The following is a 22940-nucleotide window of genomic DNA, read 5'->3' as shown; positions in this document are numbered from 1 at the left end:
AAAAACTCCCTTCCTACCAGCCGCTCCCCTGATAATAAAACGCGTTCGCATAGACGCGGATCTCCTCCGGTGTCTCTGCCACGACGTCGAAACGGCAGGGCACATCCATCGGGATCTGGTGGAGCATGCGGTAGTAATCTGCTGTTTTTGAAATTTTCTTCTGTTTCTTTCCATCCACGGCGCTTGTCGGGTCTCCGGCTGTCCGGCCGGTGCGGTATTTTACTTCGATAAAAATGTATGTGTCGTCCTGTTTTGCGATCAGGTCGATCTCACCGAAGCGGCACCGGAAATTCCGCACTAGGATGTGATATCCCAGGCTTTCCAGATATTCTGCCGCACGGCTCTCCTGTCTCGTTCCTACTTCCCGCTGGTTCAAATGCGATACCCTCTCCTTTTTTTGATGCAGTGCCTTTACACGAAATGGCCGATAAACGACTGCCGGTGGATCGGTGACGGGCCGATTTCTTTTAAAGCAGCGATATGCTCTGCCGAACCGTAGCCCTTGTTCGATGCAAAACCGTAGCCCGGAAGCACCTTGTCGTACTCTTCCATCAGGCGGTCCCTTGTCACCTTCGCAACAATACTTGCCGCCGCAATCGAAACACTCTTGGCATCTCCCTTGATGATCGGCACCTGGCGGATGTCCACCTGCGGGATTTTCACCGCATCGTTTAAGAGTACATCCGGCTTCACGGAAAGCTTGCTGATCGCCTCCCGCATCGCCTCGTACGTTGCCTGTAAAATATTGATCTCGTCGATCCGCGCCGGGGAGGCATAGCCGATGCCGACGGCCACTGCCTCGCGCATGATCACATCGTACAGCTCGTCGCGTTTTTTGGCCGTCAGCTGCTTGGAATCGTTCAGATACAGGATTTTACTGTCACGCGGCAGAATGACCGCACCTGCGACCACAGGGCCCGCCAGAGGGCCTCTTCCGACCTCGTCGATGCCGCAGATCCAGCCAAGATCCTCATATTTGTGTTCGTAGATCTTCATCTGTTCCGTGCGCTCGCGCTCTTTTTTTAAGGCCTCTTCCTGTTTCTGGTATTTTTGAATCAGATTTTGTACGCCGGCACGGGAATCCTCTTCATATTCCAGATAAAGGGCGGGCAGCTCCGTCTCCGAAGCTGCCGCAAAAATTTCCCGTATGGCGGATATCGATTGTTTTTTCTCTGTCATCGTTGTTCTCCGCATTTTTTATTTTGATAAATCCATTTATTCCGGTTTTTCCAGCGTGATTCTGCCGAGCTTTCCGCTCCGGAAATCATCCATCAGAAGCCGTGCTGCTTTTTCGTAATCGAGCTCATTTCCCTTTTTCAGGCAGCCGCGCACACGCGCAATCTCACCCAGGATTTCCACACGATCCGTCACACCTTCAAAGCCAAAGCGTTTCTCCAGCGTTCCCGGATACTCTGCCGTCAGATAATCGATGACGGACAGCGCCAGCTCCTCCACGTTCAGGATCTCATCGTTGATGGAACCGATCATCGCAAGATGCAGTCCCACCTGCTGGTCCTCAAACTTCGGCCACAGGATACCAGGTGTGTCCAGAAGCTCCAGCTGTTTACTCAAACGGATCCATTGTTTTCCCTTCGTGACGCCCGGTTTGTTTCCGGTCTTCGCACAGGCTCTGCCCGCATACGCATTGATAAATGTCGATTTTCCGACGTTTGGAATACCGACAACCATCGCGCGGACCGGACGGTTCAGGATGCCGCGTTTGCGGTCGCGCTCGATTTTCTCTTTGCAGGCCTCCTGTACGGCGCTGTTGATCGCTTTCATACCGGCTCCGAAACGGGAATTGACCTTCACAACAGAATATCCCTTTCCTTTGAAATATTCCATCCAGGCATCGTTTCCGCGCTCATCGGCAAGGTCCGATTTGTTCAGCAGGATCAGCCGTGCTTTGTTCTTTCCAAGTTCATCTATATCCGGGTTGCGGCTCGCTGCAGGAACTCTCGCATCGACCAGCTCAATCATCAGGTCGATGAGCTTTAAGTCTTCCTGCATCTGTCTGCGGGCCTTCGTCATATGACCCGGGTACCACTGATAATTCATGTTTCTTCTCCTTCTATGCTGCGTTTACACGAAACCGATTTTCTTCCACGGCGAAATCGTAAACCAGAGCTTTCCGACAATGCGGTCCGAATCCACGAGTCCCATGCCGTTGTGGCGGCTGTCCTCGCTGTTGTTCCGGTTGTCGCCGAGCACAAAGTACTGTCCCTTCCCGACCGTGATCGGCTCGGAGGCAAGTCCCGCGTTTGTGATGGCCGGAAATTCATCTTTTTCATTATAGACTTCCCCGTTGATGAGGATCTGTCCGTCTTTGATCTGTACCGTCTCGCCCGGCAGCGCAATCACACGCTTGATGTGGATGCTCGCCTTCTTGTCCTCACTCGTCCGGAACGCGATGATATCCCCGCGTTTCGGAGAACTTAAGCGGTACCAGGCGGAGTCCATCAGCACACGCTCCCCCGGCACGAGAGTCGGCTCCATCGAGCCCTCCTGCACCACGACACTTCTGCAGAAAAACCAGGAAAATGCCGCCGCAAGAAGAATCGCTGCGATGATTTCCAGATTCCATACAAACATGGAACGGATCTTTTTCTTGTAGAAATATTCTTTTACATATCTGGTATTCATACCCATAGTGTAATTCTCCGTAAGACAAAACCGGAGAAACACAATTGCTCATGTTCCTCCGGCCATCCTTTTAACGACTTATTATTTTACCAGCTCTTTCACTTTCGCTGCTTTACCAACACGGTCTCTTAAGTAGTTCAGTTTCGCACGTCTTACTTTACCACGTCTGATAACTTCTACTTTCTCAACGTTCGGAGAGTGTACCGGCCATGTTTTCTCAACGCCTACGCCGTTAGAGCTCTTACGAACAGTGAAGGTCTCTTTGCTTCCGCCGCCCTGTCTTTTCAGGACAACGCCTTCGAATACCTGGATACGCTCGCGGTTACCCTCTTTGATTTTACCGTAAACTTTAACGGTATCACCAACGCGGAACTCCGGTGCTTCTGCTTTTAACTGTGCATCTTCGATTTTCTTAATAATGTCGTTCATTTCTTTATCTCCTTTTTTTACCCTGGATGTTCTTAATGCCTTTTTGCAACAGCGGACCATCTCTTTACTCACAACAAGATATATTATACTATAATGCATCCGCAGATGCAAGTATTTTTTTCACTTTCCATTCGCCGCTGTACAGCAGACTGCGAAGCGCGAAAGAAAACCGCTGCAGGCCGTCCGCGGACTGTATGCCGGTAAGCCGTGCGACCAGACGGAAACCGTTTTTTTCCAGCTGCTCTTCGAGTTTTTCTTCCTCTTCTGAGAATCCGTCCGGGCACAAAAACACCAGCGGTGTTTCTTTTCCGGCAAAGCTGCGGATATACTCGCTCTTTGCTTTCATACCCTCCTCAAGCGTTCCCGGAAGCTGCAGAATCAGCAAATCATGGTCATCAAACAGATTTTTCTGTTTCCGGATCTTCTTTCGTCCGAGATCAAGGCTTACACCATAGCGTGTCATGCCTGCCAAAAGATCGTGCGCCCAGGCAGACGATTCCTCTTTTTCATTGCATGCGCAGGAAATCTGGAATGCATTTTCCAGAAGGTCCGGCCGCCGCTCGGCTGTCCGCACCAGGGATGCCTCATGACGCCATGCTTCGATCTTTTTGTGGTCACCGGAAAGAAGCACCTCCGGAACTTTTTTCTCGTGCCATGTCTCCGGTCTTGTGTAATGCGGATACTCAAGCAGGTTGTCCTGCAGTGACTCAAACTGCGAAGATTCCTCGTTGCTTAAGACACCCGGCACAAACCGCGATACCGCATCCACCAGCACCATTGCACCGAGTTCTCCGCCTGTTAAAACATAATCCCCGATCGAGATATAGTCCGTTACCACTTCCTGCAGTACGCGGTCATCGATGCCCTCATAGTGGCCGCAGAGCAGCACAAGATCGTCCTCAAGCGCCAGCTCTTCCACCATCGTCTGGTTCAGTACTTTTCCCTGCGGTGTCAGATAGACCGTGCGCGGCTTTTTCCCGATCTTTTCGGCTACCGACTGGTAGGCGCGGAACACCGGCTCCGCCTCCATGACCATGCCCGCACCGCCGCCGTACGGGTAATCGTCCACGCGGTTGAATTTATTTGCTGAAAAATCCCGGATATTCGTCGTCTCGAGGGAAATATAGCCGTTGTTGATGGCTCTTCCTAGGATGCTGGTGTGCAGCCCCTGCTCGATCATCTCGGGAAACAGCGTCAGAATATGATATTTCATCGTTCTTTACTCTCTTTATCAGTCAATCAGGCCCGGAAGAAGGTGAATCGTCATCTTCTGCTCATCCAGGTCCACATCCAGAATGCAGTCATGGATCGCCGGAATCAGAACCTCTCCGTGCTCTTTCGAATCTACAATATAGACGTCGTTCGCACCGGTCTCCATCACATCGCGGAGCGTGCCGAACAGTTCGCCGTCCTCGGTGTACATCTGCATTCCCTGCAGGTCTGCGATATAGTATTCGTCCTCTTCCAGCGGAATGGCATCCTCTCTCGTCACATAGAGGCTGCAGCCTTTATACCGTTCGATATCGTTGATGTTGTCAATTCCTTTGAATTTTACAATGGCAAGCTGTTTGAAAAAACGCACGCCAGTTACATGGAGTTCTTTTTTTTCTTTTCCTGTATCGAGAAAAACGCGGTCCAGAGAAAGAAAACGCTCCGGATCTGTCGTCGGGTATACCTTTACCTCACCGCGTACGCCGTGGGTTGTGGTAATTACGCCAATCTGCAAATATTCTTCCATTCAAAAACCCTTTCCAACCAGTTCTACTGTGTATTGCGACTTGAGAAACACGCTTTGCGAGTTTCTCAAGTTATCGCGGCAGTCGCCAAGGTCCCGTGCAAGCACGGACTTTGTCTCGTTGCCCGCGTAAAGAAAGGAACCGGCAACAACTGTCGGTTCCTTTTCCTATCTTTTACTTACTGTAAAATTTCTACGACAACTTTTCTGTCGCTCTTTGAGGAAGCTGCTTTTACAACCGTACGGATTGCTTTCGCAATGCGTCCCTGACGTCCGATGACTTTTCCCATATCTGACGGATCTACTTTGAGTTCCAGCAGAAGGTCATCACCGCTGACGGTTTCTGTCACAACTACCTCAGATGGATGATCAACCAGAGATTTTGCAATTACTTCGATAAGTTCTTTCATTACAAGATACCCCCGTATGAATTATTTCTCGATACCAGCCTGTTTTAAGAGTTTGGCAACGATTTCGGTCGGCTGTGCGCCGTTAGCCAGCCATTTTTTAGCAGCCTCCTCGTTGAAGCTGATTGCGCTCGGCTCGCGGTTCGGATCGTAAGTTCCGATCTCCTCGATGAAACGTCCGTCTCTTGGGGATCTGGAATCTGCTACAACGATTCTATAAAAAGGAGCTTTCTTCTGTCCCATTCTTCTTAATCTCATTTTTACTGCCATTTTTCTTTACCTCCATTGTAAATTCATGTATTTATTTATATTTTTTCTTTTATGCTAAAAGGGAAGTTTGAATCCTCCTCTTTTACCACCCTTACCGACCATTCCGGTCATCTGTTTCATCATTTTTCTTGACTGTTCAAACTGTTTGATGAAACGGTTTACCTCCGCGATGTCAACACCGGCGCCTTTTGCAATTCTCTGCTTTCTCGACGGATTGATGAGATCCGGGTTTTCTCTTTCCTTTGGCGTCATAGAAAGTACAATAGCTTCCTTTCTTGCCATGTCTTTTTCATCCACCATGCTCTCAAGATCCTGACCCTTCATTTTCGCGCCGACGCCCGGAAGCATATTCAGGATGCTGGAGATGCCGCCCATATTGCGCATCTGCTCCATGGAATCCAGATAATCGTTGAAGTCGAACTGCGCCTTCTTCATCTTCTGTTCCATGGCTTTTGCTTTTTCTTCGTCGATGTTTGCCTGCGCTTTTTCAATCAGGCTCATCACATCGCCCATGCCGAGGATACGGGACGCCATACGGTCCGGATAAAACTGCTCCAGATCCGAAAGCTTTTCGCCCATGCCGACATAGAGAATTGGTTTGCCGGAAACTGCACGGATTGAAAGTGCCGCACCGCCTCTGGTGTCACCATCTAATTTTGTAAGTACTACACCGTCGATGCCGACTTTATTGCTGAACATCTCGGCCACATTGACTGCGTCCTGTCCGGTCATAGCGTCTACTACCAAAAGGGTCTGATCCACAGGAACAGCCGCTTTGATATCCTGTAACTCCTGCATCATCTCTTCATCGATGTGCAGACGGCCTGCGGTATCCAGAATCAATACGTTAAAGCCGTTTGTCTTTGCATGCACCAGCGCTGCCTTTGCGATATCCACCGGACGGTTTTTATCTCCCATAGCGAACACTTCCACGCCCTGCTTTTCTCCGTTGACCTGCAGCTGTTTGATCGCTGCCGGGCGGTATACGTCGCAGGCTGCAAGGAGAGGTTTTCTTCCCTTGGCTTTTAACTTTCCTGCAATCTTTGCGGTTGTGGTTGTTTTACCGGCTCCCTGAAGACCTGCCATCATAATAATGGTAACTTCGCTCGCCGGGCGCAGTGCGATTTCCGTTGTCTCGGAACCCATCAGCTTAACCAGCTCGTCATTTACGATTTTAATGACCATCTGACCCGGATTCAGTCCGTTCATGACGTCCTGTCCGACTGCCTGCTCCTGTACGGATTTGATAAACTGTTTTACTACTTTGAAGCTGACATCCGCCTCGAGAAGTGCCATTTTTACTTCCTTCAGCGCAGTCTTTACATCCGCCTCGGTCAGGCGGCCCTTGCTTCTGAGATTTTTGAAAACATTCTGGAGTTTCTCGGTTAAACTTTCAAATGCCATGCTCAAAGCTCCTCTAATATATCCGATGCAATTGCTGCAATCCGCTGCATCACATCTTCTTTCGGGGTATCACCAGAAGGATCTGTCAGCTTTCGGATCTCGTTTACATTCTCCCGGATCTGCACAAAGCGTTGTACCAGATGAAGCTTTTCTTCATACTCTTCCAGTGTCTTGTTGCAGCGTCTGACCAGATCGTGGACTCCCTGGCGGGAAATGCCCCGCGCTGCCGCAACCTCGCTCAGGGAAAAATCGTTGAGCACCACGTCCTCATATACCTGACGCTGATGTTCAGTCAGAAGTTCGCCGTAAAAATCATACAGTAATGTCTGTTCCAATATTTTTTCCATTGCGATCACCTTGGTTATCATACACGAAATGATGCTGGGTGTCAAGTATTTTTTCTTGACAGTTTTAAAATTTTTCTGATCCGTTTCAAAAGCCGCAGAAAAGGCGCATTTTCCGCGTTTTTTCGCAGAAAACACGCCCCTTATAAAGACTTTTGTATACCTACTGCAGCTCCGCAATCCTCGTCACAGCCACATAAATCGACTGAATTTTGTACCACGTCGGATAATCCACAATGCCGGAAACCGGCAGGCCGAACAGCCGCTGGAACGCTTCGACGGCGTCCTGCGTCTCTTCATCGAAATAGCCATTTTCATAGACCGTCGGAATCGATGAATACACCTCCGCAATCACGTTCAGCTGCTCCTGTATCTGCAGTACCTTGTTCCCGGACGAGCCGATGGTGAGGTCATACCCCGGCCAGGAGGACGGGATGCCGGAAATCTCCTCCGCCGTGTTGATATACATATTGTCTCCATAATAATTGCGGAGAATCTGAATCGTTGAATACCCTTGGTCCGCCAGGTTTTTGGACCCCCACTGGCTCATCCAGTTCGGGCAGCTCACACGGTTTCCGTCACAGTACTGCGTCAGAATCGGCTGTTTCACATTCGGGCGCGACAGGTAATCAGCAAAAATCTCATCGACCACAAGGGAAATGCTGTCGAAAATATTCCTGCCGTAAATCCATTTGTGATCGTAGGCCGTCGACGAAGTGATCGTAAAATCGTATCCCTTGTTGCGGTACCATTCTGTATAGACACGGTTCAGCGTAAATGACATGATTGCGAGGATATTCGCCCGGATCGCCGCATCCGGCCATGTTGCATAGATTTCCGAGCACGCCACGTTTTTGATGTAGTCGCGGTACCGCACATAATAGTCGCGTGCCGTGCTGTCGGTCGGCGCTCCGTCGTGGACGATGATATACTCCGGGATCACGACACGGGACAGCACAATCTCACCGCTCTCCCTCGTCGGCTTGATCTCACTTTCCGGAATTTTCGCCGGATATTCGCCGAACAACGTATGGTCCGGGATCGTCACATCCGCAAACGCTGCGCCCTCTGCCAGTTTGAGGTCCACCTGCTGGACGGACTGTTCTCCTGAAAGAAGCTCGGAGCCCGTCACTTCAACCGGTTCATACCCTTCCGCCTCCACTTTCACCGTATATTCGGAATACGGCTGATTCACATTCGGTTCCAGACTGTACTCGAGCGGCGGCGTCGCCAGATCCAGCGTCTCCGTTCTGCCGTCCCCGTCGGTAATCAGCTCCTCGATCACATTCTGCGGATCTCCCGTATACGAAACCGTCACCCGCGCCCCGGAAACAGGCCGCGCCTGGATTCTTGTATTTACCCGGATTTCCAGCCGCCCGCGGTCAGTCATTTCCTGCTGCATACGCAAATTTTTCATAAAAAAGCCCCATATCCTGCACTCCTTTTATGGTATGCAGAATATGAGGCTTTGTTGCTTTTCATTTTTCGATTTACAGGATCCGCTGGACGTCGTGGATCATGACGTAGACCATCAACGCCATCAGAAGCACCAGGCCCGCGAAGTGAACCATACCCTCCAGTTCTCGCCGGATTGGTTTTCTGCGGATGGCTTCTATGATCAGAAAAACAAGCCGTCCGCCGTCGAGTGCCGGGAGCGGCAGCAGGTTCATGACGCCAAGGTTCGATGACAGCAGAATCACCATGTTCAGCATCGTCATCACCGTAACCAAAACGCCCTGCGATTTTACATCATCATAGGCGGTTCCGATCGCATCCACCACGCCGACCGGGCCGGAAAGATCGTTCACAGAATACTGTCCGGTGATCAGCATACTGACGCTGTCAATGACGGTGCGCACCCAGTATTTGATCTCCAGCACGCTGTATTTCAGCACGCCGATCGGGGACTGTTTCTCCCGGAGCTGATACGAAAACTGTACATTCGCATACGTATTTTCAACCGGTGTCACCGTAATCTCTTTCGTCTTTCCGCTGTGCTCATACTCCAGCGTCACAGCGCTTCCATCGAAAGGATGCTCTGTCTGGTAAGCAGTAAAATCTGCCACACAGGTGATCGGCGCTCCGTTGATCGATACGAGCAGGTCGCCCGCGACAACACCCGCAGCGGCAAGCGGCATATTCTGCTGCACATACGTGAATTCCATGCCGCGGTCACAGTCATCGTAGTTAAAGCCCATCATATACCGCGTTGTCACCGTCGGTTCATATGTGATCGTTTTCTTTTCCCCGTCGGCCTTTTTAACCTCCAGCGTAATCTCATCCGTCGGCACACCCCGTACCGTCATCACAGAGTTCAGCTCTTTTCCGATGGAAATATGTCTTCCTTCATAGGAAGTGATGATATCTCCCGCTTCCAGGCCTGCCTCTGCCTCCGGCGAACCGTCTGCCACTTCTGTGACGCGCGCCGGGGAACTTCCCGCGTAACTGATCACAAAGATTGCGCAGAAAAATGCCAGAATCATGTTGAACACCGGTCCCGCCGCAACGACGGAAATTCTTGCCCACACGGATTTGCTGTTAAAGGTTCCTTCCCCCTCCTCTTCACCGTCCTCGCCGAGCATCTGGCACGCACCGCCGAAAGGCAGAAGTTTTAAGGAATAGACCGTTCCTCCTTTTTCTGTCTTTACCACCGTCGGGCCAAAGCCGATCGAAAATTCCGTCACGGTAATACCATTCGCTTTCGCCAAAAGAAAATGCCCCAGCTCATGGATAATGACGGTGATTCCGAAAATGAGTACGGCTATCAGGATTTTTACAATCATGCTGTCTTATTCTCCCATCTTATATCTGTTCGCAATCCATTCATACGTCTCCTGCTCCGCCGCGAGAATCTGCTCCAGCGTCGGATCGGCAATCGTTTTGTGTGCTTCCATTGCACCGGCGATCACGTCGTAAATCTCGAGGAAACGGATCTTCTTCGCGAGGAACAGTGCAACGGCGCGTTCATTTGCCGCATTGAAGACCGTCGGCATGGAGCCGCCCGTCCGGGACGCCTGCATTGCCATCGGAAGGCCGAGGAAGGTATCCATATTCGGTTCTTCAAACGTGATCTGTGTCAGCGCCGCAAAGTCGAGGCGGTCGCCTGCAAGGAAGCGGCGCTCCGGGTAATACAGTGCGTACTGGATCGGCAGTTTCATATCCGGTGTGCCAAGCTGTGCCATGACAGCGCCGTCTTTAAATTCTACCATGGAATGGATAATGCTCTTTGGCTGTACCACAACCTGGATGTGGTCGAGATCAACACCGAACAGCCATTTTGCTTCCATGACTTCCAGTCCTTTGTTAACGAGTGTCGCGGAATCAATCGTGATCTTGTGCCCCATCGACCAGTTCGGATGACGGAGCGCCTGCTCTACCGTTACGTTTTCGAGCTCCGCTCTTGTTTTTCCGCGGAACGGACCGCCGGATGCAGTAATCAGAAGTTTTTCAATTTCTTTTCTGTTTTCCCCGTGCAGGCACTGGAAAATCGCCGAGTGCTCACTGTCCACCGGAAGGATCTGCACACCGCATTCCTCTGCCAGCGGCATAATAATGTGTCCCGCCGTTACCAGTGTCTCTTTGTTTGCCAGTGCAATGTCTTTTCCTGCCTTCATCGCCGCAACCGTCGGGCGAATGCCGATCATGCCGACGATCGCTGTCACAAGGATTTCGCTCTCCGGCATCGTGGCAAGCTCGATCATGCCGTCCATGCCGCTGCCGATTTTTACAGGAAGATCCTTCACTCTGTCACGGAGTTCTGCCGCTTTCGCCTCATCGCCGACTGCCGCAAACTTCGGATGAAATTCCCGGATCTGCTGCTCAAGCAGTGTAATATTACTTCCGGCGCTGATGCCGACCACCTCAAGATCGCCGTTGGCACGCACGACATCGAGGGTCTGGGTTCCGATCGAACCGGTTGAACCAAGAATTGCTATTTTCTTCATATTCCAGTTTCTCCCATCTGCTTCCCGTTTATGCTGTAGGGGAAGCTTTTTTAATGAATCAGAAGCACCGACAGGAAATAGATGATCGGTGCGGTAAAGATCACGCTGTCGAAGCGGTCAAGAATACCGCCGTGGCCCGGAATCAGCTTTCCGTAATCCTTGATGCCCTGATTTCGTTTGATTGCGGATGCCGCAAGGTCTCCGACCATGGAGATCAGCGCGCCGACACCGCAGATGATGGCGTATTCCACCATGCCGCCCTTTGTCGCAGCCGCATAGATGATGCCGAGCAGAATCGCTCCGACGACACCGCCGACAGCTCCTTCTACGGATTTTTTCGGGCTTAAAACCGGCGCCATTTTATGTTTTCCAAAGAGTACGCCGACACAGTATGCACACGTATCGCAGCCCCAGGAGCACAGGAAAATCAGCCATACATGGAATTTTCCGCCGTCCAGCATACGGGTCTGATATACATAGGAAAGCATTACGCCGACATAGACAATCGCAAAGAACGCCGGCATCACCTGATTGGCGTTGTATTTCGGATAAGTAAATACGTATACTGCCATCAGAAGCACGAGATCCAGGATCAGCGCGAGCATCTGGTACATCGGGTCATGAAGCAGCAGGGACAGATAGAAAATCACAACGCCCGCATAGCCCGTAATTTCCAACAGATTCCATTTATCTTCTCTTACCTTCATCACGCGGAACAGCTCTCCTGCACCGATCAGCGACAGGCACAGAACCGTCATATAGAGCACAGTTCCGCCGCTGCAGATCGTAAGCAGCGCCACAAGGACGAGCACGATGCCGCTTAACAGTCTTGTCTTAAACATCTTTTTTATTCCTCCTTCACGCCGCCGTAACGCCGGTCTCTGTTATTATATTGTTCGATGGCTTTTCTCAATTCCTCTTCGTGGAAATCCGGCCACGGAACCTCGGTAAAGTAAAATTCCGTGTAGGCCAGCTGCCACATCAGGTAGTTGGAAAGGCGCTGCTCGCCGCTTGTACGGATCAGAAGATCTGGATCCGGGATTCCGGCGGTGTCGAGGTAGCTCTCAAAACACTGCTCCGTCAGTTTTCCGTTCTCATCAAACGCATTCTCTGCGAGAGTTCCGTTTTTCACATCCTCGATCATGCGGGTCATGCCGCGCAGAATCTCATCGCGGGAACCGTAGTTCATTGCGATCTGGAAGTACATGTGATCGTAATCTTTGGAGCACTCCTCCAGTTCATGAATGCTGTCCTGAATATCCTGCGGGAATGCGCTCGGATCTCCGATGATTTTGACGCGCATCTGATTTTTATGTGCTTTTTTGATGCATCGTTTCAGATACTGGCGGAACAGCTTTAAGAGGCCCTCCACCTCGGCGCGGGAGCGTTTCCAGTTCTCGGTTGAGAACGCATAGACGGTCAGATATTTGACACCCATGTCTTTAATCACGTCACACATTTTTTCCAGATTGTCGCATCCGACGATATGGCCGTAGCCGCGCGGCATATTGCGTTTTTTCGCCCATCTGCCGTTTCCGTCCAGGATGATGGCGATGTGATTCGGCACTTTTAATTCATTATCCATACTTTTTTCCTCCGTAAACGATAACAGGCTGCCTGCAAATGACAGGCAGCCCCTCGTTTTCTTTGTATTACACGGTCATAATTTCTTTGGATTTTACGTCCACCATCTGATCTACTTCTTTGATATATTTGTCTGTTAATTTCTGGGTCTGCTCCTCGAGCTCTTTGATTTCGTCCTCGGAAACGTCCTCTTTGGCAAGTTTCTTGAACGCATCATTGGCATCGCGGCGGATGTTGCGGATGGCTACCTTTGCGCCCTCTGCTTTTTTCTTTACCTCTTTTACCAGCTCTTTACGACGGTCCTCGGTAAGCTCCGGGAATACCAGACGGATGACTCTTCCGTCATCGGACGGGTTGATGCCAAGGTCAGACATCATGATCGCTTTCTCGATCTCTTTTACCAGGGATGCTTCCCACGGCTGGATCTGGATCATACGTGCTTCCGGAACAGAGATGTTTGCCACCTGCTGCAGCGGAGTCGGTGTTCCATAGTAATCTACAGTAATGCGGTCCAGTACGTGCGGGTTTGCACGGCCTGCGCGGATGGTTCCGAATTCGGAATCGAGGCTTGCAATGGATTTGCCCATTTTTACCTCAAACGGTTTTACTCTCTCGTCGATCTGATTTGCCATATTAAATTTGTCCTCCTGCTATCTCTTATACGGTCACAGTTCTGCGAACTGTGACATTCGCAGCTCTCATTTAAAGTTTTGCTTCGCAAAAGGAGAGCTGCTCACACCTGAATCATTTTCTTACGCAGTAAAACAGCAAGTGTTTTACTGCTGAATTTTTATTAATTATACCGTTACTCTTGTGCCGTTAATTTTTCCGTTTGCAGCATTTACAATGCTGTTCTCTTCATTTAAACCAAATACCAGCATCGGCATTTTGTTTTCCTTGCAAAGGATGGATGCGGTCATATCTACCACTTTCAGATCCTTTTCAATGACTTCCTGAATGGAAATCTCGTCAAATTTCTTTGCATCCGGGTTTGTTTTCGGATCGCTGTCGTAGACACCGTCTACTGCTTTTGCAAGCAGAATCTCGTCTGCCTCGATCTCAATCGCGCGAAGTACGGTTGCCGTATCGGTTGAGAAATATGGATGGCCTGTACCGCCGGCAAAGAATACAACCATGTTGTGCTGGAAATATTTGTTTGCACGGTCTTTGGAAAATCCTTTTGTGAACTCTCCGCATGGGAATGGAGTCAGAACTGCGGTCATCATTCCCTGGGAACGGAAGATTTCTGATACATAGATACAGTTCATAACGGTTGCCAGCATACCGATCTGGTCTGCTTTGGTACGGTCGATATTTTCGGAACTGCGTCCTCTCCAGAAGTTTCCTCCTCCGATTACGATGCCGACTTCAATCCCCTGGTCTACCAGAGTTTTTACCTGTTTTGCCACTTTTGTGACGGTCGGCTCGTCAAAACCGGTGTGTTTCTCTCCTGCAAGAGCTTCTCCGCTCAATTTCAGTAATACTCGTCGTTTCATCTTGCATCCTCGTTCCTTTATGATATTTTTTCACAAATGTCTTGCATTTATGAAATGATTATACCATCTGTTCCCAAAAACGACAAGGGCAAAATTCGTTTGTGTTCCGCAGATTGTCTGCCGCTGCGAGAATCCGTCTCCACTGCAGATATTCCATCGGCGTCCGGTGCAGATACGCTTTGAAAATCCGCTGACATTCCCGTGGAGAGAGGTGAACGCTTGCGGCGATTTCTTTTAAAGTGAGCGGCTCCGTCAGATGGCTTTCCACCCAGGACATCATCTCTTTGATGTGCATTTATACTCTTCGCCCTGTTTCTCGTCCCGTCGATCGGATACCGCGCCGTCTGCTTCTGCGAACCGACGACCTGGATCATCTGCTGTGTGGTAATCTGTATTTTTACATTCACCATTCGAAAAGAATCCCGCGATACGGCGGCATAAAAACCATAAAAAAATCTCTGTCGGAAGTTCAGACTCCTGACAGAGATTTTTTATAGATTCATTTTAGATCTGTGCTACGACAAAGATATCATAGATTGCTTTGATTGCCGTCTCAAAATCGCGATTCTCCACGCCGATGATGATGTTAAGCTCACTGGAACCCTGATCGATCATCTTAACGTTGACGTGTGCGTGTGCCAGTGCGGAGAAGATTCTTCCGGCAGTGCCTCTCGTTCTTCTCATGCCGCGGCCTACAACAGCGATCAGCGCCAGATCGGATTCAAGATCAATAGAATCCGGCTGTACGGCACGATGCAGTCCTGCGATAACCTGCTGTTCTTTTGCTGCAAACTCACTCTGATGAACAAATACCGTCATGGTATCGATGCCGGACGGCATATGCTCAAAGGAAAGATTGTTATCCTCAAAGACGCCAAGTACTTTTCTGCCAAAGCCAATCTCGGTATTCATCATGCTCTTCTCAATCGTGATGGATGCGAAGCCTTTCTTTCCTGCGATACCGGTGATTGTAAATTTCGGTTTACTGCAGGTATTCTCCACGATCATGGTTCCCGGATCCTGTGGTGCGTTGGTGTTCAGCACGTGGATCGGGATTCCCTCCTGACGGAGTGGGAAGATGGAGTCCTCATGAAGGACGGTAGCTCCCATGTAGGAAAGCTCACGCAGCTCACGATAGGTAATGGTGGAAATGACTTCCGGATCCTTGACGATACGCGGATCGGTTACCAGGAAACCGGAAACATCGGTCCAGTTCTCGTAGATGTCAGCGTGTACGGCCTTTGCCACGATGGAACCAGTGATATCGGATCCGCCGCGGGAGAAGGTTTTTACGCTTCCGTCCGGTTTTGCGCCGTAGAATCCAGGAACGACTGCGTTATCCAGATCTTTTAAACGCTCGGAGAGCACTTCGTCAGTCTTGTCTGCAAGGAAGTTTCCGTTCTCGTCGAAGCAGATCACTTCTGCAGAATCAATATACGTATATCCCAGATAATTTGCCATCACGATACCGTTCAGGTACTCTCCGCGGGATGCGGCGTAGTCCTCTCCGGCTGCTGCGGCAAAGTTTTCTGCGATTTTTTCAAATTCCGGGGAAAGATCCAGGCTGAGGTTCAGACCGTCGATGATCTCCTGATATCTCGCTTTGATGTTCTGCAGTTTCTTCTTGAAATCTCTTCCGGCAACTGCAGTGCGATAGCAGTCATACAGCATATCGGTTACTTTCGTATCAGCAGAATTTCGTTTTCCAGGAGCGGAAGGTACCACGTATCTTCTTCCCTCATCTGCGCGGATGATGTCTCCGACCTTCTTAAACTGCTCTGCGCTCGCGAGGGAGCTGCCGCCGAATTTTACTACTTTCTTCATAATAATCTCTCCTTGCGTTCTTTTCGGATATCTTTCGAAATCTCGTTTTTCAGCCCGTCACTTTAACGTTAGAAAGCTGTTACGTACTAGATTAGAACAAAATCCCGTATGCGTCAAGAACTTTTTTGGCTGATTCATTCATTCCACAGATAAATTTCCGGTTTTTTCTCCATTTTATAGGAGAATGTCTCTCCAAGCCCGTAAACCGCCTGGCTTAATACGTACTCGCCGTTGTTTGCATAAATTTCGATCATATTCGGATCCACGAAAATCTCAAGAAGATCGCCCTCTTTTAACTGCGGCGTCTCGGCATGAAGCCATCCTTTTGCACCGGATGGATAGACATCCGTGCGGTCTGCGCAGACTTTTCCGCTCTGCCGCCAGATCTTATAGCCGCCGATTTCCAGGCTCTCACCCTCTTTTAATTCGGCGCGGATCATGGCACACTCTCCGCATGCCGAAACGAGGGAATCCGTCTTTTTGCAGAATCCGTCGCGGATCGCAGGCAGAACACGGAAGTAAATATGATCGTTCTGTACATCCACCACACGCGGCAGGCAGAACATGCCTTGCCATATACCATCTACCGGTTCCGGCATCCGAAGCCATGCGATGGAAATCCGGTTTCCGTCCGCATCCGTCATGGTCTGCGGTGCATAGAGGTCACCGCCGCAGTCCAGAAGCTGCCAGTTCTCCGGAAATTTCATTGTGCAGGTTTTTTCATCAAACTCAGGCAGCATACAGATCGCCCGATCCGCATAGCCGTCGGGGTCCTCGATCAGTTCCATCGGGGAGAATACAAAAACGCTGCGTCCGTTTACGTTAAAGAGATCCGGGCACTCCCACATCCAGCCGAGCTTCTGTTTCGTCGTCGCCTGTCCGGCCAGATGCCAGTGGGAAAGATCCTCACTCTTATAGAATAATGCCTCGCCCTTGTGATCCTTCGTCGTGCTTCCAAGCACCATATACCATGCGTCGCTTCCCTTCCAGACTTTCGGGTCACGCGTGTGCGTATTGTCGCCGATTTCCGGATCGGTGAGTGCCGGGATAACAACCTCCTTATCCCCGAAGACATCAAAATGCATACCGTCCTTCGAAGTAAGGTGAAGCTGCGCCGAGGTAAAATCCTGATCAAGGCACTGATGAATATCCTTCGGATTTACCTGATTATAGTGAACACCCGTGTAAAAGAGATGCATCACGCCGTTCTCTTCTACTGCGCTTCCGGAAAAGCAGCCGTTCTGGTCCTCGGAAAGACTCGGGAACAGGGCAACGCCGACATGCTCCCAGTGAATCAGATCCGGACTCACCGCATGGCCCCAGTGCATGGTGCCCCAGCGCGGCGCGTACGGAAAATGCTGATAAAAAAGATGATACTGTCCCTTATAATAAATCATGCCGTTCGGGTCATTCACCCAGTTGCCCGGCGCTTTTACGTGTAATCTGTTTTTCATGTGTTTGATTTCCTTTCTGTCTCTTTCTTGTTGTCTCTGATAAGAAAAGCCGGAAAAAGAAAGCATTTTTAATTCCGCCCTCCTTTGCCCGGCTTGTTCTTGATTTCTATGATTTACTTATTTGACTGCTCCGGCTACGACACCGTTGATGATCTGTTTCTGCAGTGCCACGTACAGAATCAGGATCGGGATGACGCAGAGCAGAAGACCTGCCATGATGGTTCCGTAATCTGCGGAGTAAGTTCCGTAGAAGCTGTAGGTGGAAAGCGGCAGAGTCAGCAGCTTTTTGTCGGTCAGCACCAGGGACGGCAGCAGGAAGTCATTCCAGAATGCCATCGCATTCATGATTACCATGGTGGAAATGATCGGCTTTAACAGCGGGAACACGATGCGGAAGAAGGTCTGGGTGTGGGTACAGCCGTCGATGTAAGCGGCCTCCTCCAGCGCCAGCGGGATACTTCCGCGGATGAATCCGTGGAACATGAACACGGACATCGCCATGGAAAATCCGGTGTGCATGAAGATCAGGGTCAGTCTGTGGTTCAGAATGTTTAAGGTTCCGCCGTATACACTGACAAGCGGGATCATGATTGCCTGGAACGGAATGATCATGGATGCAACCATCAGTGCAAAGATGATATTGGAAAATACGTTGACATTACGCACGATGTAGTAAGCCAGCATGGCTGCGAGTACCGTAACCAGTACGGTTGCTGTTACGGTTACAACCAGAGAGTTCTTGAAGGCATTCAGGAAGTTCATCTGATTGAATGCTTTTACAAAGTTGTCAAACGAAAGACCTTTGATCGTAAACAGCCAGGAGAACGGGCTCTTGATGATATCACGTTTCTGTTTTAAGGAGTTGATGATAACCATGACAAACGGGAACATGAACGCACAGAAAACGATGATCATAAGGAGCATAGCCAGCGCGTCAGTTACTTTTTTCTTTGTTCCGCCAATTTTCTTCTGATTCATTATGCTTCAACCTCCCTCTTCTTGGTGGTGTATACCTGAATACCGCTGATGCAGGCTACAATGATAAACAGGATAAAGGCTTCTGCCTGGCCGACACCGAACTGTCTCGATGTGAATGCTTTCTCATATACGTGCATGGCTGCCATCTCGGTGGTTCCGTACGGAGCACCGCCGGTTAAGGACAGGTTGACATCGTATACCATGAACGCACGGGACAGGGTCAGGAAGAGGCAGATAGTAACGGAGGACATCATCAGCGGAAGGATAATGTTTTTCATTTTTACCCAGCCGGATGCACCGTCGATGCTTGCCGCCTCGAGCACGTCCTCGGAAAGTCCCATAAAGCCGGCAACGTAGATCAGGATCATATAGCCTGCCAGCTGCCATACTGAAACGAGCACCAGCGCTGCAAATGCTTTGTTCGGGGTAGAAAGCCAGGAAATTTCAAACAGGCTCCATCCTGTGGTCTCACCGATGCTGACGAAAACACGGGAGAATACGAACTGCCAGATGTATCCAAGTACGATACCGCCGATCAGGTTCGGGGTGAAAAATCCGGCGCGGAAGAAGTTCTGACCTTTGATGCCGCGGGTCAGGATGTAAGCCAGTAAAAAGGCGATCACATTGACGAGAACAACAACCGCAATGACATATTTAAAGGTTAACAGCAGGGATTTCCAGAACTGCGCGTCGCGCATAACGGCTGCAAAGTTGGAAAGTCCTACAAAGTTTTTCACGCTGGAAACACCGTTCCAGTCGGTTAAGGTCAGGTAAATACCGTAGATAAACGGTACCATGACGACTGCCAGGAAGCAGAACAGGCCCGGCAGCGCAAATACACAGAAATCTTTTCCCTTGTTGCTTGATTTCATTTTCGTTCCTCCTTCATATCCTCCGGCTTACTGCTCATCCCAGTATGCCTGGATGGAATCTATCAGTTCCTCGCGGTCACTTCTTCCGGCCAGATATTTCTGCATTGCCGCACCAAGGACAGACCAGTGATCGTTCGGCACGATCGCAGATGCGTTGAATGCTCCGCCGTTCTGTACTTTTTCGTAAATGTCGCGGCTTAACGGATCGCTTGGCTCGTTCGGGTTGTTTTTAAACGGAGGGATCAGGCTGCAGGTCTTTACAACCATCTGCTGTCCGATCTCACTGTAAACCAGCCAGTTCAGGAACTCTTTTGCTGCTGCTTTCTGCTCGTCGGTAGCCACGATATCATCCAGCATGATCTGTTTGGACGGGGATGCCTGGATTTTGCTGTTGACGAAGTCGTCCGGATCATTGTTCAGGAAGTATGGAAGGAAACCGTACTCGTCGGTCGTCTCGGCTCCTGCCTCCTCAAGGTTCGGCCATGCCCAGTTTCCGTTGAACCAGAAAGCGGTTTTTCCGTCTGCCAGGTCAATTGCCATCTCATCGTAATCTGCGCCGAGTGGATCGCCCTTTGCTACGTTGTACTCTTTTAACAGGTCAAAGGTATTCAGGAACTCGTTCATGCGGGTGTAGTCCGGCAGATATAAGGTTCCGTCCTTCAGCTCGTTGATGACTTCTGCTGCACCGTCGGAGGTTCCGTTGTATGTCTCGTAGATGTACTGCAGCTGGTGTGCTCCAAGGGACCAGTCTTCTTTTGCCATGGAGATCGGATTCTTCATTCCGTTGTCCCGCAGGCTCTGGAGAAGTGCTGCGAAATCGTCCTGGGTTTTGATATCGGATGGATCGAACTCGGTACCTAAGGTATCTTCAATCACGCTCTTGTTGTAGATAATACCGCGGCCCTCGATACAGAGCGGGAAGCTGTAAACCTTTCCGTTGATTTTGGTCAGGTACTCTTCTGCCTCACCGGTCCATGCTTCATTGCTTAAGTCGGCTGCTTTTTCTTCTGCCAGTGCAATGACATCGGTCGTATCCAGAATGGAAAGTGTCGGCGGGTTTCCGGAGTTGTAGAGGCTGACTACTTTGGTATAAGGAGAATCGCCGTCCGTTACCGGCATGATCTCAATATGTACGCCTGCTTTCTCCTCGAACACTTTTGCAATCTCTTCCAGTGCTGTCTGGATTTCTGCTTTTGTGTTCATGATGACGATACTCGTTCCGGAAAGCGACGTATCGTACTGGAAGGTATCGGTGGTCATGTCGATCGGCACTTCTTCTTTTACTGCGTTCGGGTCATCCGGATCGCTTGCGAAGCCGAAGGTGCATCCGGTCAGTGCAGAAGTAAGAAGCACGCCGGACATTCCAAGAGCTGCCGCCCTGGCACTAAATTTCTTTCTCATCACAATTCCTCCTGTTATCTCTGGACAGCTGGTCCTGTCCTTCGTTTTGTGTAACCGGTCAAGTAACCGGTTACTTTCGTTGTCTTTATCATAGCATTGACAGTGGGTTTCGTCAATATTTTCTTTACTTTTCGTGATTTTCCATAATTTTGTTTTTGGCTTTTGTGGAACTTTTACAAAACCGGTTACTTAACCGATTCCCGCTTGTTCCGGCGGGCGAGAAATGTTATACTATCTTCATATATTATTTGTTTTTTTCTGAAAGCTTACATGATTCACGCAACACTTTTGAAGGGAAGGACACTTGAACTTATGGCACGAAAAAAAAATGTAACCTTTAATGATATTGCACAGTACACGCATTTTTCCAAAACAACCATTTCCCGGTATTTCAACAACCCGGATTCCCTGACACCGGAAAATCAGCAGATCATTTCCGATGCACTGGATAAACTGAACTATAAAGAAAACAAAGTGGCAAAAATTCTCGCGAACGGACAGACCGAATTTGTCGGCGTCCTGATCCCGAGTCTCTCCATGAACTACTATTCCGAGATGCTGAATCAGATTCTTGCTTCTTATGAGAAATATGGCTATAAATTCCTCGTCTTCGCCGGAAACGGCCACGATGAGACGGAGCACCGCTACATTCAGGAGCTGATGTCGTACAAAATCGAGGGCCTCATCGTCCTCTCCCATACACTCTCCTCCCGCGAACTCTCCGATCTGCAAATCCCGGTCGTTGCAATTGAGCGCGAAGACCAGTTCGTCAGCAGTGTCAATACAGACAACTACCTCGGCGCGTACGAAGCGACTTCGCTTCTGATTCATAACCACTGTGATGTCCTGATTCATCTGAACTCACCGACCAAAGAAAATGTTCCTGCCTACCGCCGTCTCGCCGGTTTCCAGGATGCCTGTGTAAAGGCCGGTGTACCGCACAAGGTTATCATTCGGGATTTTGGACTCTCCTATCAGGAAGCCGCAGCACCGCTGCAGGAAATCTTTGACAACATCGAACAAAAATATGCCGGTCAGAAAAAGGGCATCTTCCTCTCCAACGATGATCATGCCAATATTCTTTTAAATCTTCTGATCCGCAAGTACCATACCCTGCCGGACGATTACGAACTCATCGGCTTCGACGGTGCGCCGATTTCCGAGCAGGCTATCTATCCGATCAGCACTGTCGGCCAGCAGATTGACCAGATTGCAGACGAGGCTGTTTCCCTTCTGGTCTCCCAGATGCAGGAACGGAAAAAACGCCACCCGGTGCCGCTTGCCGAGCCGGTTCACAAGACCGTTCCGCCGCTTCTGATCCGGCGTCAGACGACCACTTGATTTTAAAAGCAGATTTCTATCATAAAAATGTTTTTATCAAAAAAGTGTCATCCACCTGCGGGCTGTGTGCCCTGCAGCTTGTGGATGACACTTTTCTTATCTTCTTACTCTTTTTTAGTTCTGTCCGTAATAAGCATTTGCACCATGCTTACGGTAATAGTGTTTATCCTGCAGCTCCTGCGGTGCCGGCTGGATTCTCGGGTTGATGGTCTCGGCACGGTATGCCATTTTGGCAACCTCTTCGAGGACAACAGCATTGTGAACAGCCTCATGCGCATCTTTGCCCCAGGTGAACGGTCCGTGGTTCTTGCAAAGAACGGCCGGAACGGCTTTTACATCTTTTCCCATCCGTTTGAACTCATTGACGATCAGATGGCCGGTGTTTTCCTCGTATGCCTCGTCAATCTCTTCTTTTGTCAGGCAGCGCAGGCACGGTACTTCACCGTAGATGTAGTCTGCATGGGTTGTTCCGTAGCACGGAATGCTTCTTCCCGCCTGTGCCCAGCTTGTCGCATAGGAGGAATGGGTGTGAACAATGCCGCCGATCTCCGGAAATGCTTTGTACAGCTCCAGATGGGTCGGGGTGTCAGAAGACGGACGGTAGCGTCCTTCTACTTTGTTTCCGTTCAGATCCATGACAACCATATCGTCCGGTGTCAGCAGGTCGTAATCCACGCCGCTTGGTTTGATGACGAACAGACCGCTTTCCCGGTCAATCTCGCTGACATTCCCCCAGGTAAAGGTAACCAGTCCGTATTTTGGAAGAAGCATGTTGGCTTCGTATACTCTTTTTTTCAGTTCTTCTAACATTGTG

General features: G+C 49.9%; 26 protein-coding genes. 1 reads left to right on the top strand and 25 read right to left on the bottom strand.

The genetic code is table 11. The annotated features are described in order from the left end of the window. Positions 1 to 13: 13 nt before the first annotated feature. The 24 genes from DWZ44_RS00895 to DWZ44_RS00780 form a co-directional block, all read right to left on the bottom strand. On the bottom strand, positions 14 to 376 hold the full coding sequence (locus DWZ44_RS00895) for a YraN family protein (RefSeq protein WP_022461514.1): 363 nt from the start codon (positions 374 to 376) through the stop codon (positions 14 to 16). Between the two features lie 35 nt (positions 377 to 411). Further along, positions 412 to 1179, bottom strand: a complete 768-nt coding sequence (locus tag DWZ44_RS00890; protein WP_055266587.1) for a ribonuclease HII — start codon at positions 1177 to 1179, stop codon at positions 412 to 414. Positions 1180 to 1215: 36 nt separating this feature from the next. Beyond that, a complete protein-coding gene (gene ylqF / locus DWZ44_RS00885) occupies positions 1216 to 2058 on the bottom strand; it encodes a ribosome biogenesis GTPase YlqF (protein WP_117804042.1) in 843 nt (280 codons plus the stop codon). 24 nt (positions 2059 to 2082) lie between these two features. Beyond that, positions 2083 to 2643, bottom strand: coding sequence for a signal peptidase I (gene lepB, locus DWZ44_RS00880; RefSeq protein ID WP_055218369.1), 561 nt, complete (start codon positions 2641 to 2643; stop codon positions 2083 to 2085). 81 nt (positions 2644 to 2724) lie between these two features. Beyond that, positions 2725 to 3072, bottom strand: coding sequence for a 50S ribosomal protein L19 (gene rplS / locus DWZ44_RS00875; RefSeq protein WP_022461510.1), 348 nt, complete (start codon positions 3070 to 3072; stop codon positions 2725 to 2727). An 88-nt stretch (positions 3073 to 3160) separates the two neighbouring features. Further along, positions 3161 to 4285 (bottom strand): tRNA (guanosine(37)-N1)-methyltransferase TrmD, encoded by a 1125-nt coding sequence (trmD, locus tag DWZ44_RS00870; protein ID WP_117804041.1) that lies wholly within the window; start codon positions 4283 to 4285, stop codon positions 3161 to 3163. Positions 4286 to 4303: 18 nt separating this feature from the next. Then, a complete protein-coding gene (rimM, locus tag DWZ44_RS00865; protein WP_022461508.1) occupies positions 4304 to 4810 on the bottom strand; it encodes a ribosome maturation factor RimM in 507 nt (168 codons plus the stop codon). Between the two features lie 176 nt (positions 4811 to 4986). Further along, the gene (locus DWZ44_RS00860; protein WP_022461507.1) at positions 4987 to 5217 is read right to left on the bottom strand and encodes a KH domain-containing protein; all 231 of its coding nucleotides are present in this window, start codon (positions 5215 to 5217) and stop codon (positions 4987 to 4989) included. Positions 5218 to 5238: 21 nt separating this feature from the next. After that, positions 5239 to 5484 carry a 30S ribosomal protein S16 gene (gene rpsP, locus DWZ44_RS00855; RefSeq protein ID WP_022461506.1) on the bottom strand — a complete coding sequence of 82 codons (246 nt, stop codon included), beginning with the start codon at positions 5482 to 5484 and terminating at the stop codon, positions 5239 to 5241. 54 nt (positions 5485 to 5538) lie between these two features. Next, the gene (gene ffh, locus DWZ44_RS00850) at positions 5539 to 6888 is read right to left on the bottom strand and encodes a signal recognition particle protein (RefSeq protein WP_117509057.1); all 1350 of its coding nucleotides are present in this window, start codon (positions 6886 to 6888) and stop codon (positions 5539 to 5541) included. A gap of 2 nt (positions 6889 to 6890) precedes the next feature. Further along, positions 6891 to 7235, bottom strand: coding sequence for a YlxM family DNA-binding protein (gene ylxM, locus DWZ44_RS00845; RefSeq protein WP_330377042.1), 345 nt, complete (start codon positions 7233 to 7235; stop codon positions 6891 to 6893). A gap of 160 nt (positions 7236 to 7395) precedes the next feature. Beyond that, complete coding sequence (locus DWZ44_RS00840; protein WP_117804040.1) at positions 7396 to 8649, bottom strand: peptidoglycan-binding protein; 1254 nt, start codon at positions 8647 to 8649, stop codon at positions 7396 to 7398. A gap of 73 nt (positions 8650 to 8722) precedes the next feature. Beyond that, on the bottom strand, positions 8723 to 10015 hold the full coding sequence (gene rseP / locus DWZ44_RS00835) for an RIP metalloprotease RseP (protein ID WP_117804039.1): 1293 nt from the start codon (positions 10013 to 10015) through the stop codon (positions 8723 to 8725). 6 nt (positions 10016 to 10021) lie between these two features. After that, positions 10022 to 11176 carry a 1-deoxy-D-xylulose-5-phosphate reductoisomerase gene (locus tag DWZ44_RS00830; RefSeq protein ID WP_117760369.1) on the bottom strand — a complete coding sequence of 385 codons (1155 nt, stop codon included), beginning with the start codon at positions 11174 to 11176 and terminating at the stop codon, positions 10022 to 10024. Positions 11177 to 11226: 50 nt separating this feature from the next. Next, positions 11227 to 12018, bottom strand: coding sequence for a phosphatidate cytidylyltransferase (locus DWZ44_RS00825; protein WP_022461500.1), 792 nt, complete (start codon positions 12016 to 12018; stop codon positions 11227 to 11229). 5 nt (positions 12019 to 12023) lie between these two features. Then, positions 12024 to 12761, bottom strand: coding sequence for a polyprenyl diphosphate synthase (gene uppS / locus DWZ44_RS00820; protein WP_022461499.1), 738 nt, complete (start codon positions 12759 to 12761; stop codon positions 12024 to 12026). 67 nt (positions 12762 to 12828) lie between these two features. Continuing rightward, the gene (frr, locus tag DWZ44_RS00815; protein WP_373141022.1) at positions 12829 to 13347 is read right to left on the bottom strand and encodes a ribosome recycling factor; all 519 of its coding nucleotides are present in this window, start codon (positions 13345 to 13347) and stop codon (positions 12829 to 12831) included. A gap of 210 nt (positions 13348 to 13557) precedes the next feature. Beyond that, complete coding sequence (pyrH, locus tag DWZ44_RS00810; RefSeq protein WP_022461497.1) at positions 13558 to 14256, bottom strand: UMP kinase; 699 nt, start codon at positions 14254 to 14256, stop codon at positions 13558 to 13560. Between the two features lie 58 nt (positions 14257 to 14314). Then, positions 14315 to 14551 (bottom strand): helix-turn-helix domain-containing protein, encoded by a 237-nt coding sequence (locus tag DWZ44_RS00805; RefSeq protein ID WP_117760370.1) that lies wholly within the window; start codon positions 14549 to 14551, stop codon positions 14315 to 14317. A 209-nt stretch (positions 14552 to 14760) separates the two neighbouring features. Beyond that, on the bottom strand, positions 14761 to 16080 hold the full coding sequence (locus tag DWZ44_RS00800; RefSeq protein ID WP_117509063.1) for an aspartate kinase: 1320 nt from the start codon (positions 16078 to 16080) through the stop codon (positions 14761 to 14763). Between the two features lie 134 nt (positions 16081 to 16214). Then, positions 16215 to 17534 carry a glycoside hydrolase family 32 protein gene (locus DWZ44_RS00795; protein WP_117801219.1) on the bottom strand — a complete coding sequence of 440 codons (1320 nt, stop codon included), beginning with the start codon at positions 17532 to 17534 and terminating at the stop codon, positions 16215 to 16217. Positions 17535 to 17651: 117 nt separating this feature from the next. Beyond that, positions 17652 to 18512, bottom strand: a complete 861-nt coding sequence (locus tag DWZ44_RS00790; protein WP_022461494.1) for a carbohydrate ABC transporter permease — start codon at positions 18510 to 18512, stop codon at positions 17652 to 17654. After that, complete coding sequence (locus DWZ44_RS00785) at positions 18512 to 19384, bottom strand: carbohydrate ABC transporter permease (RefSeq protein ID WP_022461493.1); 873 nt, start codon at positions 19382 to 19384, stop codon at positions 18512 to 18514. Before DWZ44_RS00785 ends, DWZ44_RS00790 begins: the two co-directional genes overlap by 1 nt. Positions 19385 to 19411: 27 nt before the next feature. Then, complete coding sequence (locus tag DWZ44_RS00780; RefSeq protein ID WP_117760371.1) at positions 19412 to 20785, bottom strand: ABC transporter substrate-binding protein; 1374 nt, start codon at positions 20783 to 20785, stop codon at positions 19412 to 19414. Between the two features lie 312 nt (positions 20786 to 21097). Here DWZ44_RS00780 and DWZ44_RS00775 point away from each other — a divergent pair, with 312 nt between their 5' ends. After that, the gene (locus DWZ44_RS00775) at positions 21098 to 22126 is read left to right on the top strand and encodes a LacI family DNA-binding transcriptional regulator (protein ID WP_055266684.1); all 1029 of its coding nucleotides are present in this window, start codon (positions 21098 to 21100) and stop codon (positions 22124 to 22126) included. A gap of 114 nt (positions 22127 to 22240) precedes the next feature. Here the strand turns inward: DWZ44_RS00775 and DWZ44_RS00770 are convergent, their stop codons facing one another. Beyond that, complete coding sequence (locus DWZ44_RS00770; protein WP_022461490.1) at positions 22241 to 22936, bottom strand: L-ribulose-5-phosphate 4-epimerase; 696 nt, start codon at positions 22934 to 22936, stop codon at positions 22241 to 22243. Positions 22937 to 22940 lie beyond the last annotated feature (4 nt).

Origin of the sequence: Blautia sp. AF32-4BH, assembly GCF_003460565.1 — a bacterium.
Classification (GTDB): Bacteria; Bacillota; Clostridia; order Lachnospirales; family Lachnospiraceae; genus Fusicatenibacter; species Fusicatenibacter saccharivorans.
Note: the sequence above shows the minus strand (reverse complement) of the source record. Positions and strands in the feature narration are given on the sequence as shown.

What these genes read in the sequence shown, in the direction of transcription:
- ylxM (WP_330377042.1), bottom strand. Translation starts at nt 7,235, where the DNA reads ATGGAAAAAATATTGGAACAGACATTACTGTATGATTTTTACGGCGAA.
- trmD (WP_117804041.1), bottom strand. Translation starts at nt 4,285, where the DNA reads ATGAAATATCATATTCTGACGCTGTTTCCCGAGATGATCGAGCAGGGG.
- DWZ44_RS00840 (WP_117804040.1), bottom strand. Translation starts at nt 8,649, where the DNA reads ATGAAAAATTTGCGTATGCAGCAGGAAATGACTGACCGCGGGCGGCTG.
- DWZ44_RS00800 (WP_117509063.1), bottom strand. Translation starts at nt 16,080, where the DNA reads ATGAAGAAAGTAGTAAAATTCGGCGGCAGCTCCCTCGCGAGCGCAGAG.
- DWZ44_RS00805 (WP_117760370.1), bottom strand. Translation starts at nt 14,551, where the DNA reads ATGCACATCAAAGAGATGATGTCCTGGGTGGAAAGCCATCTGACGGAG.
- DWZ44_RS00775 (WP_055266684.1), top strand. Translation starts at nt 21,098, where the DNA reads ATGGCACGAAAAAAAAATGTAACCTTTAATGATATTGCACAGTACACG.
- uppS (WP_022461499.1), bottom strand. Translation starts at nt 12,761, where the DNA reads ATGGATAATGAATTAAAAGTGCCGAATCACATCGCCATCATCCTGGAC.
- DWZ44_RS00770 (WP_022461490.1), bottom strand. Translation starts at nt 22,936, where the DNA reads ATGTTAGAAGAACTGAAAAAAAGAGTATACGAAGCCAACATGCTTCTT.
- frr (WP_373141022.1), bottom strand. Translation starts at nt 13,347, where the DNA reads ATGGGCAAATCCATTGCAAGCCTCGATTCCGAATTCGGAACCATCCGC.
- ffh (WP_117509057.1), bottom strand. Translation starts at nt 6,888, where the DNA reads ATGGCATTTGAAAGTTTAACCGAGAAACTCCAGAATGTTTTCAAAAAT.
- lepB (WP_055218369.1), bottom strand. Translation starts at nt 2,643, where the DNA reads ATGAATACCAGATATGTAAAAGAATATTTCTACAAGAAAAAGATCCGT.
- ylqF (WP_117804042.1), bottom strand. Translation starts at nt 2,058, where the DNA reads ATGAATTATCAGTGGTACCCGGGTCATATGACGAAGGCCCGCAGACAG.
- rseP (WP_117804039.1), bottom strand. Translation starts at nt 10,015, where the DNA reads ATGATTGTAAAAATCCTGATAGCCGTACTCATTTTCGGAATCACCGTC.
- DWZ44_RS00860 (WP_022461507.1), bottom strand. Translation starts at nt 5,217, where the DNA reads ATGAAAGAACTTATCGAAGTAATTGCAAAATCTCTGGTTGATCATCCA.
- DWZ44_RS00780 (WP_117760371.1), bottom strand. Translation starts at nt 20,785, where the DNA reads ATGAGAAAGAAATTTAGTGCCAGGGCGGCAGCTCTTGGAATGTCCGGC.
- DWZ44_RS00830 (WP_117760369.1), bottom strand. Translation starts at nt 11,176, where the DNA reads ATGAAGAAAATAGCAATTCTTGGTTCAACCGGTTCGATCGGAACCCAG.
- rpsP (WP_022461506.1), bottom strand. Translation starts at nt 5,484, where the DNA reads ATGGCAGTAAAAATGAGATTAAGAAGAATGGGACAGAAGAAAGCTCCT.
- rimM (WP_022461508.1), bottom strand. Translation starts at nt 4,810, where the DNA reads ATGGAAGAATATTTGCAGATTGGCGTAATTACCACAACCCACGGCGTA.
- rplS (WP_022461510.1), bottom strand. Translation starts at nt 3,072, where the DNA reads ATGAACGACATTATTAAGAAAATCGAAGATGCACAGTTAAAAGCAGAA.
- DWZ44_RS00825 (WP_022461500.1), bottom strand. Translation starts at nt 12,018, where the DNA reads ATGTTTAAGACAAGACTGTTAAGCGGCATCGTGCTCGTCCTTGTGGCG.
- DWZ44_RS00795 (WP_117801219.1), bottom strand. Translation starts at nt 17,534, where the DNA reads ATGAAAAACAGATTACACGTAAAAGCGCCGGGCAACTGGGTGAATGAC.
- DWZ44_RS00790 (WP_022461494.1), bottom strand. Translation starts at nt 18,512, where the DNA reads ATGAATCAGAAGAAAATTGGCGGAACAAAGAAAAAAGTAACTGACGCG.
- DWZ44_RS00890 (WP_055266587.1), bottom strand. Translation starts at nt 1,179, where the DNA reads ATGACAGAGAAAAAACAATCGATATCCGCCATACGGGAAATTTTTGCG.
- DWZ44_RS00785 (WP_022461493.1), bottom strand. Translation starts at nt 19,384, where the DNA reads ATGAAATCAAGCAACAAGGGAAAAGATTTCTGTGTATTTGCGCTGCCG.
- pyrH (WP_022461497.1), bottom strand. Translation starts at nt 14,256, where the DNA reads ATGAAACGACGAGTATTACTGAAATTGAGCGGAGAAGCTCTTGCAGGA.